We start from the raw sequence: 15,411 nt of genomic DNA, 5'->3' as shown, positions 1-15,411 counted from the left end.
CCATACTCTCAGGGCGCGCGCTGACAACAGACATATCCGACGTAATGCCGTTATCTCTCTGAGCGTGGCACGCCGCAACAGCTATGGCAAGAATTCCGACTGCAAATATCGCTATCTTTTTCATTTTCCTACAGTTCTTGAAAGAGATATCTTCTCTCCGGGAAATACAAAATTAAGTAAAAAAGCGTTAGCAGGGCGCACAAACATAAACTTTTTATGCCGCCTCGAAGGATAATCGTCTGATTTATAATCCATTCTTAGCATTACCAATAAAACAGACCATAAACTCAGAATAGCCCCTGCTACATGTATGAATAACCCTTCTTTCCGAGCGTTGGTTCAATTATCGGCAAGGTGTTTATCACCCGACCGTCAATACTTTGCAAAATCCGACAGTTTTGCATATCTTTGTGATTATCACGAATGAATCTGCATTCATTATAATCACCTCAATTCCTCACGCATATGGAAAATTCCAATCTCTTCACACAATTGATATTAATCGGTATCATCGTCGTGATATGGCTTATCGCGAGGTTACTCAGCCGCTTCAAAGCCTTTGAGCAGCGCCTTTACAACATCGAACTGTTTCTCTTCAACGAATCCCGCCGGGATATGGAGACAGCCACAACCCCATACGGTGAGCCTGACATCCGTACTAATCAAGACACGGCAGAGGAATCAGGCATGCCCGACACTCCGGCGCAGCATATCCACGAAGACCCGGAATATCTATCGCACACGGATGTACAGGAAGAAAAAGACTGCTCTACCCTACCACTAAATATACCGCCTATCCCTGCCGCCACCACAGCGCCGGCCATATTGCCGGAGCAGGAGGAATCGCCGCATATTGACGATACTGTGGAGAGCGACATTTCCGACTATGATACCGAATGCACCCCCGAACATATCGCCGGAATGCATCGCAACCGCAACAACATCGAACGGCAAATCGGTGTAAACCTGTTCAGCAAGATAGGCATACTCGTACTGATTATCGGCATCGGATTCTTTGTAAAATATGCTATCGACAACAATTGGATTAACGAGACCGCACGTGCTCTCCTCGGCATAGCCACCGGACTCGGCCTTTGGGGCATAGCATACCGCCTGCGGGAGTCATACCGCAATTTCTCATCGGTACTTGCCGGAGGAGGCTTTGCAGTATGTTTCGTGACAATCGCCATTGCCCACAATGTATACGCTCTAATCAATCCATTGGCCACAATGTGCTCGCTGGTAGCACTTACTGTGGTCATGATAGTGATTTCGCTCGTTTTCGACCGACGCGAACTCGCCATGACAGCCATAATAGGCGGATTCATAGCTCCGTTTATCGCAAGCAATCCCGACAGCAGCGTTACAGTCCTGCTCTCATACGTGCTCATCCTTGACGTCGCTATGTTTGTCATCAGCATCAGACGCAACTGGTGGGAACTGTCGGCGGCCTCGACTCCGCTCACATGGATTGTAGCCGCAATAGCATTGTACGGGCCGGCCTCAGCCGATATCACTCTACTGATATTCAGCATCCTTTATTTCATTCTTTTCTCTCTGCCCCTCGCTCTGGTGCTAAACCGCAACATCGACAACCAGCGGCTATTCATCGCTCTCATCGGAGCCGTGCTGCTCAACAACTTCACTTTTCTCCTTATTGGCACCGAGGTAATCGCCGACATACCCACAGGCAAGTATATGAAAGGGCTCATACCCCTGATTGCAGCCATAGTCAACGGCATGCTGTATTTCCGCTTCTATGCCGGAGAGAACGACGGACTTATACGCAAAATCCTTACAGGACTCATAATCCTGTTTATCGCGCTTATATTCCCCATACAATTCTCATCGCCCGACACTGTACTATCATGTATCGCATGCTACGGAGCTGTACTCAATCTCGCATATGCACGTCAGCACAACCCTCTGACAGGAATCGCTGCGGCTATAATATTCGTCATAATAATATTCACCACTCTGACGCCATTTATCGAACTTTCCGGGCTCAACAGATGCGACTCCTTGGGGAGAGCCATCACCGAACTTATCTGTGCAACGGCATTCGCAGCATCGGCATGGACCATCAACCGCTATAAAACGGCATACTCCGGCCATTTCGCCATATTCTACACCATACTCCTCTGGGCCGGTGGTCTGATGGCTCTATCCGGACTTGACACACTTTATGACATCTACCTTGATACCGCCACATCGTCGCGCGCGCTCATGGTATCGGGATTCATCATGATGTTTATATTGTCGCTGACCACCTCACGCGGAGGCAACAGCGGATGGCTTTTCCCCGGCATAGGAGCGATATGGTTTGCCTACGCGCCATACTCTCTCCCCGACGGAAACCCAATCTTTGCCGACACTCTATTATGGACCGGTGCCGCGGCCTACATAGCCCTTGCAACGGCCGAAGGCATAAAGGGATTCCGCAACAGACTGACAGGGCCAATCAACATGCCGGAATATACGGTATATTTCAACATAGCCGCAATCATATTCACAGTAGCTGCCACCGAATATTTGCTCCGCCAGCTTGGGTTGACCCATCTGTATAGCGCCGGACTCTCGATAGCACTTACACTATGCGGTGCGGCCCAACTCATTATCGGCCTCAGGCATCATCTGCGACTTATGCGCATAATCGGACTGTGTGTAGTAGGAATCGTGCTTGTAAAACTTGCCATATACGACCTATGGGTACTCCCCACAGTCGGAAGAATTATTGTATTCATCTTGCTCGGCATAGTCCTTTTGGTAATATCATTCCTTTATCAGAAACTACGAGCGGCTATATTCAATGACAACTGACGTAGAAATCACAATGCTTTGGTACAATCCTTTTGCATTTATAATTACGAATTGCTAACTTTGCGAGGAATAGTGTCTGCCACAGTATCTACCGGTCATTGCGCGCAGGCTGCAAACGAATAGAACTATTATGAACTTCAAGCAATTTTGCATGACCACGCTGGCTGTAGTAGCCGGCATCTTCATCACAGGCATACTGAGCATATTCGGTATGATTCTTATGATGATTCAGATGATGTTCACGAGCATCGCACAGGAGCATCCGTCTACCAAAAAAAATTCCATACTTCATATCGACCTCTCTTCCGAAATCATAGAGAGAGAGAGAGGCACCACTATCATGCAACAGCTGCAGGGCATCGAGGACAACTCCATGTCCCTCAACCGACTGCTTGATGCTTTGGAAATAGCCTCAACCGACCCAAAAATCGAGGGAGTATATCTCGATTGCGGCGGCGTATCTGCCGGAGTGGCGACACTTATGTCGGTCAATGAAGCCCTCAATACATTCCGCAATTCAGGAAAGTGGGTGGCCGCCTACGCCGACAGCTATGCCCAGGGTGACTATATACTGGCCTCTGCTGCCGACTCGTTATGGCTCAATCCTGTAGGAGAAGTCGATATCCACGGTGTCGGTGCCGGTCTGTTCTATTTCAAAGGCCTGCTTGACAAACTCGGAGTAGACGTCCAGGTATTCAAAGTCGGCACCTACAAAAGTGCAGTCGAGCCGTTCCTGCTCACCGAACCTAGTGAAGCGAATATCCTACAGACCCGCGAATATCTCGACCCGATATGGGCCGATGTGCGCACAACAATAGCATCAGGGCGCAACGTAACTCCCGAAGCAATCAACACATGGGCCGACAGCATAATCGTGACCGAGAATCCGGCCAATTATCCCGGCATGAATGTTGTGTCATCACTCCGCTACCGCCACGAGGCCGAACAGCTCCTCAAATCGATGTCGGGTATCGATTCAGACGACGATCTGCGCCTCGTGACACCGACCGAATACCTCAACCAGTCGTATGCACATAAATATCTGAAAGAAGCATCCAAGTCCGATTATAAAATCGCCGTACTTTACGCTGTAGGCGATATAGTGCAGGAGGGAGACGAAGGTATTGTAGGAGCCGACATGACCCCGCTTATTTACGAACTCGCCGATGACGACGACATATCCGCACTGGTGCTCCGTGTAAATTCCGGCGGCGGAAGTGCATATGCATCAGAGCAGATATGGGAGGCTCTTGAATACTTCAAATCGACCGGCAAGCCCTTCTACGCATCAATGGGCGATGTAGCCGCTTCCGGAGGCTATTACATATCATGCGGTGCCGACAAGATTTTCTGCCAGCCCACTACCCTCACCGGTTCCATAGGCATATTCGGCATGGTGCCGAATATCGAGGGGCTGCTTGAGAAGCACCTCGGTGTCACCTCCTACACAATCGCATCCAACCCCAACGCCATGATGAGCATCACCAAGCCATTCACACCCATCCAGCGCCGTGCCATGCAAAAGATGATCGACCGCGGCTATGAGACATTCGTAGGCCGCTGCGCAACCGGACGTGGAATGCCCATAGACTCAATCAAGGCCATAGCGGAAGGTCGCGTATGGGCCGGAACAAAAGCCCTGGAAATAGGTCTTGTCGACAGGCTCGGAAATCTCAACGACTGCATAATGGCCCTGGCCGAGGAAAATGACATACATTCATATTCGATTATCGAATATCCCGATCCAGAGAAATCATGGTGGGAAAAACTCATAATGAGCAACGCCCAGATAAAACAGGACGCTCTCAAGAAAGAACTCGGCGCAGCATATCCGATATACAAGTCGGTAGAATCCCTGAGCAACATGGATCCAATACAGGCCCGTATGCCATTTACTGTCGTCGAGTAGCATTCTGAAAAAAACAAGACCATCATCCGAACCTAAAAGCATATGCGTCACAGCAAAATAGTCGACTTACTGATACTTAAGCCTATGTCGTGGATTTACGGCATGGTGACAGCTGTGCGCAACAAACTTTTCGACTGGCACATATTCAAGCAGCACACATTCCCCGTGCCTGTACTCGTAATCGGCAACCTCGCTGTAGGTGGCACAGGCAAGACCCCCCACACGGAATATATCGTAGACCTTCTGCGCCGGGAATACCATATCGGAGTGCTGTCTCGCGGCTACCGGCGTCGTACAAAAGGGTTTATTCTCGCCGACAAACGCTCCACACCGGCAGCCATCGGCGACGAGCCATATCAGATATATCAGAAGTATGGCCACGACATACGTGTGGCTGTATGCGAAAGCAGAGTCAAGGGTATCAAGGAACTGCTGAGACTCGACCCGCGTATCAATCTCATAGTGCTCGACGACGCATTCCAGCACCGCTATGTAAAGCCCTCGACATCAATCGTACTTACCGAATGGCATCGCCCGGTATATAACGACGAGATGTTGCCTCTGGGTCGTCTGCGTGAATCCGTACGCGCCCTGCTCCGCACCGACATTGTGATTGTGACAAAATGCCCTACCGACATCAGACCCGGTGATGTAAGTATCATCTACGACAATCTGAAACTATTCCCGTTCCAGCGCCTCTATTTTTCACATTACCGCTACGGGCATCTTGTAAGCGTTTTCCCCGACGAAGTCAGATATGTGCCCGGCCTTGAATGGCTGAATCCCGACGATGCCGTGCTTGTAGTCACCGGCATAGCAAATCCACGGCCACTGGTACGCTATATCAAAGGTTTCAAGGCAAAGGTAAATGTCGTGCGCTTTCCCGACCATCACAACTTCTCTCGCCGCGATTTCAACGAACTGACAAAAGCCTTCAATCAGCTTGAAGGCACCCACAAGTATATTGTGACCACCGAAAAAGACTCGGTACGCATGGCCAATAATCCTTACTTCCCGCCTGAACTCAAGACATCGACATTCTATCTGCCGATAAAGGTTGAGTTCATGCCTCAGAAAATGCCACAGAACTCCAATCCGTTTGATATGGAAATACGCCATATCCTGCGCAACTTCAACAATCCACAGGCCTCACAGGTAAGAAAATAGGCTCTGTAGGCACTGTGCCACCCTCCTACTGCATAAAGTAAATTACATTGAAAACCATACGTTCACGAACCACGTTATAATCTCATGTTAGCAAAAATAAAAGAAACCGCCGAATATATCCGCGGACGTGTAAGCACCCCAATCCCTACAACAGCCATAATCCTGGGAACCGGCCTGGGCGCACTTGTCGACTCAATCGCCGACAAACAATATATACCCTACAACGAGATACCCAACTTCCCGGTATCGACTGTCGAAGGCCACAGCGGCAACCTGATTTTCGGACGTCTCGGCGACCGTCCGGTAATGGCCATGCAGGGACGTTTCCATTTCTACGAGGGGTACGACATGAAGACTGTCACATTCCCCATCCGTGTGATGCACGAACTCGGCATAAAGACTCTATTTGTAAGCAACGCGGCCGGTGGCATGAATCCGGAGTTTGAGATTGGCGACATAATGATTATCACCGACCATATCAACCTCTTCCCGGAGCATCCTCTGCGTGGCAAGAACTACGAGGAATGGGGCCCGCGCTTCCCCGACATGAGCGAAGCATATTCACAGCGTCTTATCGCGCATGCCAAAGATATCGCTAAAGAAAAAGGCATCCGTGTGATGCATGGTGTATATGTCGGAACACAAGGCCCTACATTCGAGACACCTGCTGAATACCGTTACTTCCACATCATCGGAGGCGATGCCGTAGGCATGTCGACCGTGCCCGAGGTAATCGTGGCCCGTCATATGGGCATTGAAGTATTCGGTGTATCCGTAATCACCGACCTCGGAGTAGAGGGTATCGTAGAGAAAGTATCCCACGAAGAGGTGCAGAAAGCCGCACAGGCCGCACAACCCAAAATGATGGAGATAATGACCGAACTGGTCAACCGCTTCTGACAACACGTCAACCGTAACATATCATGATGCCGGCGGCCGTCGTGGGCTACGTCCCGACAACCAGCCGGCATCAATCATTCATACAACCCTGCCATATGGAACAGAAACTGACCGAAATATCAAGCATCGGCGAATTCGGCCTGATTGACCGGATTACCAAAGAGTTCCCTCTGGTGAACGATAGCTCTTTGCATGGCACCGGCGACGACGCCGCAGTAATGCGCTATGCCGACACCGATGTGCTCGTAACTACCGACATGCTGCTCGAAGGCGTACACTTCGACCTCACATATGTACCGCTCAAACATCTTGGCTACAAAGCCGCAGTAGTCAATTTCAGCGACATATATGCAATGAACGGCACACCGCGCCAGATTGTCGTGTCGCTCGGCATCTCGAGCCGATTTGCCGTAGAGCATATCGACGCTCTTTACGACGGACTGCGTACGGCATGCCAGGTATACGGCGTAGACCTCGTAGGCGGCGACACAACATCGTCACGCCAGGGACTCGTGATATCAGTGACATGTATCGGAGATGCTCCGGCCGACAGAATTGTATACCGTCACGGAGCCAAGGATACCGACCTGATATGTGTGAGCGGCGACCTCGGCGCGGCATATATGGGCCTGCAACTGCTTGAACGCGAAAAAATAGCATCGGCCGGTCAGAAAGACTTCGTGCCCAAATTCGATGGCAAGGAATATCTTGTCGAAAGACAGCTGAAACCAGAGGCTCGCCGCGACATAATCAACGAACTCGCCGGCGCCGGCATAAAGCCAACCGCCATGATGGATATATCCGACGGCCTGTCAAGTGAGCTGCTCCATATATGCCGGGCAAGCCATACCGGATGTCGGGTATACGAAGATCGCATCCCTATCGACTACCAGACAGCGGTAATGGCCGAAGAACTCGGAATGAATCTCGTGACCGCCGCCCTCAACGGAGGCGAAGACTATGAATTGCTCTTCACGGTGCCGCTCTCCGACCATGAGAAAATAAAAAACCTTCCGGGTATAAAAGTAATCGGTCACATTACCAAAGAGAGCCTCGGATGCGCCCTTGTGACCCGCGACGGCAATGAAATGCAACTGCGCGCACAGGGATTCAACCATATGGCCCCATCCTCCCCCGACACACATCCTACCGATACACAGGCTGAGGAAACTGCCGGATAACACATCCGCTGCGTTTGCACCTTACACTAAAAAGCATTATCTTTGAGGAAAAGTTTCTTTTACGAATGCTCAAATACAACACCCAACAGCGGCGATTGATTCTCCCTGAATATGGCCGCAACATACAGCAGATGGTCGAGCACTGTCTCACTATAGAAAACCGCGACGAGCGCAATGCCTGCGCCCGTTCGATAATCGACTGCATGCTCAATCTGTTCCCGGATATCCGTCAGAAAGAAGGATATGAGCAGCAGTTATGGGATCACCTGGCCATCATGTCAAACTTCCAGCTCGACATCGACTACCCGTTCGAGGTAATACAGCCCGACAGCCTGGAGTCGCGTCCGCAACCGGTGTTCTATCCACGCAACGGCATAGGAAGCCGCCACTACGGCCACAATCTGGAGGCAATGATTGAGACCGCCTCGCATATGGAGCCGGGAGAGGAACGCGATGCCCTGATAAGCCTCCTTGCCAACCATATGAAAAAGATGCTGCTGGCAATCAATCCCGAGGGTGTCGACGATGCCAAGGTATTCAAAGATCTCGCCAACTATAGCCACGGAGCCATACGCCTGGACCCCGCCAGCTATCGACTGCACCAATTCAAGGTTGTTGCTCCTCCTGCTCCGTCTAAAAAGAAAAAGAAGAAAAAATGAGCACATTCATAGTAGAAGGCGGCCATCGCATGCATGGCGACATAACACCACAGGGTGCTAAAAATGAAGCATTGCAGATAATATGCGCCACATTGCTCACTTCGGAGCGAGTGGTGATTGACAATGTGCCCGACATACTCGATATCAACAACCTCCTCTCTCTCCTGGCTGAGATGGGATGCAAGGTAGAGCGTATGTCGCCGCACTCCTACGCCATACAGGCCGACAATGTCAATATAGGATATCTCGCGACTCCGGAGTACAGACGTCGCGCCGCAGCCCTGCGAGGATCGGTAATGCTCCTCGGCCCGCTTGTGGCTCGATTCGGATATGCCGTACTTCCAAAGCCGGGAGGCGACAAAATTGGGCGCCGACGCCTCGACACCCACTTCATCGGAATACAGAAACTCGGCGCCAACCTCGAGTACCGCAGCGACATTAAATCATACGAAGTAAAAGCCGACGGTCTCAACGGATGCTATATGCTACTTGACGAAGCCTCCGTGACCGGCACAGCCAACATTGTGATGGCGGCAGTACTTGCCAAAGGCACCACCACCATCTACAATGCAGCCTGCGAACCTTATATCCAGCAACTGTGCCGCCTTCTCTCCGCAATGGGAGCCAAAATCGAAGGCATAGGCTCAAACCTCCTGACAATCCACGGAGTAGACACTCTCGGCGGCGCCCGACACAAAGTGCTCCCCGACATGATTGAAGTGGGAAGTTTCATCGGAATGGCCGCTATGACCGGAAGCGAAATACGTCTGCGCGACGTCTCCTACGATGAGCTTGGAATCATTCCCGACAGCTTCAGCCGTCTCGGCATAACCATCGAACGACAGGGCGACGACATATTGATTCCGGCACATGATTCCTATGAAATCGAAACATTCATGGACGGCTCGATTATGACCTTTGCCGATGCCCCATGGCCCGGACTGTCGCCCGACCTTCTGAGTGTGTTTCTTGTTGTAGCCACACAGGCGCGTGGCAGTGTGCTCATCCACCAGAAAATGTTTGAGAGCCGACTGTTCTTCGTCGACAAACTGATTGATATGGGCGCACAGATAATATTATGCGACCCTCACCGCGCGGCAGTAATCGGCTCGGGACGACTCAACTCACTCAGAGCAACCACAATGGTATCGCCTGACATACGCGCGGGCATAGCCATGCTGATAGCTGCAATGAGCGCGAAGGGCACAAGCCAGATTCAGAATATCGACCAGATTGACCGCGGATATGAAGGAATCGACAAGCGTCTCAATGCAATCGGCGCAAAGATTATACGCGTAACCGACTGAATATAACCAATATCCCACACACTCCGATTATGATTACACTCGACCGGCTCACTCCAATCGGGCGGCTGGGGAAACCTCACGGCATCAACGGCGAAATCAATGCCTATCTTGATGTCGACATTGACATTGAGTCCCTGAAGCGAATTATACTGCTGATTGATGGGATATACGTACCGTTTTTCATCGCATCTATGCGTCAAAAACGGTCAGACACATATATCATGGCGCTCGACGACATAAACAACGAGCGGGAAGCAGCCGAGCTTACCAACCATCCGCTGTATGTGCTTACATCCGACAATATCATCATTGAAGATGATACCGACGGTGATGACCGGGGCCTTTACGCATCCGACCTCATCGGATTCAAAGTGATTGACGACGATACCCAACAGACCGTCGGAGAAATAACTGACATTGACGACAGCACCGAAAACGTACTGTTCATCATATCTACCCCATCATCAGCCACAGTCTACCTGCCTGTGGCCGACGAGTTCATCACAGAAATCGACACCGACAGCCACATCCTCAGAATGAGTCTTCCCGAAGGAATACTCGACCTCTGAATACATTCTGCCGTCGGTTGGCCTAATCGCAGATACAACCTGCCTACATAATAAAATTTCTAAAAACGGCATATGCCGTTTGGCCGCATTACGCTTTTTTGCGTACCTTTGTGAGTTATGTTAAAATCCGTCATCAACGAGGACAACGTAAAAGCTGTGCGCAAACTGCTTGAAGAGAGCGAGCGCATCGTCATCACATGCCATAAATCGCCCGACGGCGATGCAATAGGTTCGGCATTCGGACTGGCCCACACTCTGGCAAATATTGGAAAGGAAGCCAAAGTCGTAACCCCCGACCGACCGCCGCGCAACCTGAGATTTCTTCCCGGAGTAAAAGAAGTGGTGCCCTACACCATGTATCCGGACTTCGCACATCAGCTTCTCCAGGACGCTGACCTGGTGTTCTGTCTCGACTTCAACGCCCTGTATCGCGTAGACCGCATGCGCGACGAACTTGCCGCATCTCCGGCCAAAAAAGTGATGATTGATCATCACGAAGGTCCGGAGCCATTCACTGATGTGACAATATCCCATCCCGAGCAGTCATCGACATCAGTGATTGTATTCAGACTGCTATGTCGCCTGGAACTTTTCGACCGTATCGACCGGAAAGCCGCCACATGCATCTACACAGGCATGATGACTGACACAGGCAACTTCACATACAACTCCAACGACCCCGACCTCTATATCATTATAGCCGAACTACTCCGCAAAGGAATCAATAAGGATGAGCTCTACAAAAAGGTAATGAACACCCGCAGCACATCCACACTCAAACTGCACGCATATGCTGTAGCCGAGCGCATGCAGATATTCCCGGAGTTACATACATCGCTCATCGTGCTCACTAAAGATGAGCTGAAAAAATATGACTACCACCCCGGCGACGACGAAGGCCTCGTCAACGCCCCGCTCGGTATAGAAGATATGGTATACTCCGTATATCTGCGTGAGGACAAGGACCAGATAAAAGTATCGACGCGCAGTATCGGCAATTTCCGCGCCGATTTGCTGTGCTCCAAATATTACCACGGAGGCGGACATATCAATGCTGCCGGAGGAGAGCTTAAATGTACACTGGAGGAAGCCATCGAGATATTCCGCTCGACATTCCCCGACATAGAAAAGTATCTTAATCAGTAACCTATCCCATACACCCCGCAATACGACACTTATGAAATATCTGCAAAATATACTTAAGTTACTCGCAGTGATGATTCCGGCTGCGATAACCATCAGTTCGTGCAGCCACACCAAGAGCTATGCCGAACTGCTGAACGATGAAACAAAATACATCAACGCATACCTTGCCGACCAGAGAGTGATTGGCAGTGTGCCTGCCGACAGCGTATTCATCCAGGGCGAAGATGCCCCCTACTACCGAATGGACGAGGACGGCACAGTATATATGCGTGTCATCAAAGATAATCCCGACGGTGTGAAAGCTAAATACAATGATCTTGTATACATGCGTCTCACCCGCTACAACCTATACAGCTACGCCAACGGAACCCTTCCCGAAGGCGAGGGAAACAACGACAACCCGCTCACCCAGTTCAACTTCCGCTACCAGAACATGGAGATTACATCATCATCACAATGGGGCGAAGGCCTGCAATTGCCGCTCGATTATCTCCACTATGACTGTGAAGTAGAACTTGTCATCCGCTCCCAGGCCGGAATGAGCGACGAAATAGCATCGGTCATACCCTACCTGTACCGCGTGCGCTATACTAAGAGCAAGATATAATCATCACACAATCACATTTTTTTGGTTCACAAATCTTATTATACACGCTGCAAATGTCACTGATAAAATCCATTTCCGGCATACGAGGCACAATCGGAGGCCGCCCGGGCGAAGGCTTGAGCCCGCTTGATATTGTCAAATTCACAGCCGCCTATGCGCGCTTCATTAAAGAAAACACCACACGTACCACCAACGTGATTGTAGTCGGACGCGATGCCCGCCTTTCAGGAGCCATGGTATCCGACCTTGTCACCGCCACCCTGGCAGGCATGGGATTCGATGTAGTAAATATCGGCCTTGCCTCCACACCCACAACCGAAATAGCAGTTGTGATGGAAAAAGCATGCGGAGGCATAATCCTTACCGCCTCTCACAATCCCATGCAGTGGAACGCTCTGAAGCTGCTCAACGAGAATGGCGAATTCCTCAATGCCGAGCAGGGACAGAAGGTGCTTGAATACGCTGCCGATGACGACTATACATTTGCAACAGTCGAAAATCTCGGACACGTATATACCAACGACACATACACACGCCGTCATATCGAAGAGGTGCTTGACCTCAAACTCGTGGATACCGAAGCCATCCGCAATGCTGACTTCACCGTAGCCGTCGACGCGGTAAACTCTGTTGGCGGTATCATCATCCCCCAGCTGCTTCGCGCACTCGGCGTAAAAAATATCATCGAGCTCAACTGCGAGGCCAACGGAAAGTTTGCCCACACACCTGAGCCAATCCCTGAAAACCTCACTCAGATTGCCGACCTCATGCGTGAAGGCCGTGCCGACGTAGGATTCGTTGTCGATCCCGACGTCGACCGTCTGGCCATTGTAATGGAAAACGGCGAGATGTTTGTGGAAGAATACACTCTTGTAGCTGTAGCCGACTATGTACTGTCGCATACCCCCGGCGCCACCGTAAGCAACCTTAGCTCATCGCGTGCGCTCCGCGACGTTACAGTAGCACATGGCTGCAACTATTCGGCTGCCGCTGTAGGCGAAGTAAATGTAGTGGCAAAGATGAAAGAAACCGGCGCTGTCATCGGAGGAGAAGGCAACGGCGGCGTAATCTATCCAGAAGCCCACTACGGTCGCGACGCACTTGTAGGCGTAGCCCTGTTCCTTACCCTCCTTGCAAAGAGCGGCAAAAAAGTAAGCGAACTCAAAGCCGGCTATCCTCCCTACTCAATCGCCAAGAACAAAATCGAACTGACTCCCGACATCAATGTCGACGCCATACTCGAAGCTGTGAAAAAGAAATACGCATCCGAGAAGATAACCGACATCGATGGCGTGAAGATTGATTTCGACGACTGCTGGGTTCACCTGCGCAAATCAAATACCGAGCCCATTATCCGCATCTACGCCGAAGCCTCTACAATGGACAAAGCCGATGCACTCGCGCTCGATATCAAGGAAGTGATAGCCAGCCTTGCATAAAAATCCAGTCTGATTAATGGAAGAGTCCATGACCAACCCCTCATACCAGGCGCCCGGCATAACAAAATATGCCGGGCGCCCCAATGATGACACCATGCGTAGTGAAGCCGAGACTGCAGTCTACGATTTCCTTGACCGACTTGGCATAGAGTACACCACATTGTGCCATCCTGCGGCATTTACCATGGAAGAATGTGAGGCTGTAAGGAAATGTCTTGGAGCTCCGGTATTCAAAAATCTGTTTCTCACCAACCGACAGCAGACCGAATACTATCTGCTCATGATTCCGGCCGACAAACCATTCAAGACCAAATACCTTTCGTCACAACTCGGATGCGCACGCCTGTCATTTGCATCACAGGAGGCCATGATGGAGATGCTTCATATCGCTCCCGGAGCCGTATCGCCTATGGGACTTGTCCACGACACCTCATGCCGTGTGCGACTCATCATCGACAGCGACCTCTCCGATGTTGAGACATATGCATGCCACCCATGTGTCAACACCGCCTCCATAGCTCTGTCACTGTCCGACCTGTTGGAAAAAATCATCCCTGCCACCGGACATACCCATACTTGGGTCACCCTTCCGGTAGAAGAATAATCACACGCATAATAGCAGGTTCGACAATATCAATATCTCAGCCTTCACCCGACGCATCTGCCGGAGTGAAGGTTATTTTTATTACCTCCGCCGTACTCTTGCCAATAGTCATATGCCGTGACGTACGCAGCCCCACGGCCCATACAATCTGTCCGCCGACAGTAACAATCCAGGCATTCTCCTTATCATCAGGCGAGTAATGAGCGTCGCTGAACAGATCGCTCACCAGCTTCGTACCGCTCATGCCATAAGGCGCTATTCTGTCGGCGATTCTCCACCTGCGTGCTATAATTTTGCGGCATCCTACTTTGTCGGCATCAAGAAAAAGAGTATTTCCCGTACGGTCATATACCACATCATCGGTCGCGATTCTTTCTATTGAAAAGCCCTCCGGACAGGTCGCCGTATCATCGGGAGATATGATATAGCTCTCTTCTGACGACGCGTTATCCCTATTCTTTGCCCTAACAGTCAGAACTCCGCGGTAGAGCACTCCTACATACCCGCGCGCATAAAAGCGTCGGCTTTCCGGAACGTCCACACAGGCAATCATATCGTCACACTGCACTGCGTTGAACCCATAGTCACGGAGCATTTCATAAAGCATCATTCCGGCATTCGTCATCTCTCTGCACAACTTTGCTATATCTATATCACCATGTACGTTTCGGTAGCCCTTCGCACTGTGCTCGATAAGCTCGGTATATAACAACAGATTTCCGGTAAGATTATGTATCGAACGCGTAAGCGTAGTCTGCGCATCGGGGAAATAAGCCCTTACAGCAGGGAGAATCACATTGCGCAGACGGTTTCGCTTCACATCATTGAGCAGGTTGCTTGAGTCAGTGACATAGGTAAGACCCTTGTCGCTGAGATAATCAAGCACATCCCTGCGGCTCACGTCAAGCAACGGCCGCACAATCAATCCATGGCGAGGCTTCATCCCGGTAAGCCCAGTAAGTCCGGTTCCACGCAGCAGATTTAAGAACAGAGTCTCCACATTATCGTCATTATGATGCCCTACAGCCACTCGTGCCCCGCCATATTTGACGGAAAGCTCGGCAACCCAGCTGTAGCGCAGGTCGCGGCATCCCATCTCAAGC

General features: G+C 50.7%; 13 protein-coding genes. 12 read left to right on the top strand and 1 reads right to left on the bottom strand.

Annotation, left to right across the window (positions count from 1 at the left end):
* Positions 1-465 precede the first annotated feature (465 nt).
* The 12 genes from K2I50_RS03880 to K2I50_RS03825 all read left to right on the top strand — a co-directional run bounded on the left by K2I50_RS03880 (position 466) and on the right by K2I50_RS03825 (position 14,308).
* Positions 466-2,820 carry a DUF2339 domain-containing protein gene (locus K2I50_RS03880; protein WP_301024925.1) on the top strand — a complete coding sequence of 785 codons (2,355 nt, stop codon included), beginning with the start codon at positions 466-468 and terminating at the stop codon, positions 2,818-2,820.
* Positions 2,821-2,950: 130 nt separating this feature from the next.
* Positions 2,951-4,729, top strand: a complete 1,779-nt coding sequence (sppA, locus tag K2I50_RS03875; protein WP_301024924.1) for a signal peptide peptidase SppA — start codon at positions 2,951-2,953, stop codon at positions 4,727-4,729.
* 42 nt (positions 4,730-4,771) lie between these two features.
* On the top strand, positions 4,772-5,896 hold the full coding sequence (gene lpxK, locus K2I50_RS03870; RefSeq protein ID WP_301024923.1) for a tetraacyldisaccharide 4'-kinase: 1,125 nt from the start codon (positions 4,772-4,774) through the stop codon (positions 5,894-5,896).
* 84 nt (positions 5,897-5,980) lie between these two features.
* The gene (locus tag K2I50_RS03865; protein WP_068961196.1) at positions 5,981-6,796 is read left to right on the top strand and encodes a purine-nucleoside phosphorylase; all 816 of its coding nucleotides are present in this window, start codon (positions 5,981-5,983) and stop codon (positions 6,794-6,796) included.
* A gap of 95 nt (positions 6,797-6,891) precedes the next feature.
* Positions 6,892-7,977 carry a thiamine-phosphate kinase gene (gene thiL, locus K2I50_RS03860; RefSeq protein WP_301024922.1) on the top strand — a complete coding sequence of 362 codons (1,086 nt, stop codon included), beginning with the start codon at positions 6,892-6,894 and terminating at the stop codon, positions 7,975-7,977.
* A gap of 65 nt (positions 7,978-8,042) precedes the next feature.
* On the top strand, positions 8,043-8,636 hold the full coding sequence (locus K2I50_RS03855; protein ID WP_301024921.1) for a DUF4290 domain-containing protein: 594 nt from the start codon (positions 8,043-8,045) through the stop codon (positions 8,634-8,636).
* Positions 8,633-9,943: a UDP-N-acetylglucosamine 1-carboxyvinyltransferase gene (gene murA, locus K2I50_RS03850; RefSeq protein WP_301024920.1), complete on the top strand. Its 1,311-nt coding sequence runs from the start codon at positions 8,633-8,635 to the stop codon at positions 9,941-9,943. Before K2I50_RS03855 ends, murA begins: the two co-directional genes overlap by 4 nt.
* Before the next feature lie 29 nt (positions 9,944-9,972).
* Complete coding sequence (gene rimM, locus K2I50_RS03845) at positions 9,973-10,512, top strand: ribosome maturation factor RimM (RefSeq protein WP_301024919.1); 540 nt, start codon at positions 9,973-9,975, stop codon at positions 10,510-10,512.
* Between the two features lie 117 nt (positions 10,513-10,629).
* Positions 10,630-11,658, top strand: coding sequence for a DHH family phosphoesterase (locus tag K2I50_RS03840; RefSeq protein ID WP_301024918.1), 1,029 nt, complete (start codon positions 10,630-10,632; stop codon positions 11,656-11,658).
* A 31-nt stretch (positions 11,659-11,689) separates the two neighbouring features.
* Entirely contained in the window at positions 11,690-12,265 is a 576-nt protein-coding gene (bamK, locus tag K2I50_RS03835; protein ID WP_301024917.1) for a beta-barrel assembly machine lipoprotein BamK, read from the top strand.
* A gap of 53 nt (positions 12,266-12,318) precedes the next feature.
* Positions 12,319-13,704 (top strand): phosphoglucosamine mutase, encoded by a 1,386-nt coding sequence (gene glmM / locus K2I50_RS03830; RefSeq protein ID WP_301024916.1) that lies wholly within the window; start codon positions 12,319-12,321, stop codon positions 13,702-13,704.
* Positions 13,705-13,720: 16 nt separating this feature from the next.
* Complete coding sequence (locus tag K2I50_RS03825) at positions 13,721-14,308, top strand: prolyl-tRNA synthetase associated domain-containing protein (RefSeq protein ID WP_301024915.1); 588 nt, start codon at positions 13,721-13,723, stop codon at positions 14,306-14,308.
* 37 nt (positions 14,309-14,345) lie between these two features.
* On the opposite strand, the gene tilS is transcribed toward K2I50_RS03825, so the two are convergent.
* Positions 14,346-15,411, bottom strand: a 1,066-nt coding sequence (tilS, locus tag K2I50_RS03820; RefSeq protein ID WP_301024913.1) for a tRNA lysidine(34) synthetase TilS, incomplete at its 5' end; no start/stop codon positions are given.

Source organism: Muribaculum sp., from assembly GCF_029051885.1.
GTDB lineage: Bacteria > Bacteroidota > Bacteroidia > Bacteroidales > Muribaculaceae > Muribaculum.
Note: the sequence above shows the minus strand (reverse complement) of the source record. Positions and strands in the feature narration are given on the sequence as shown.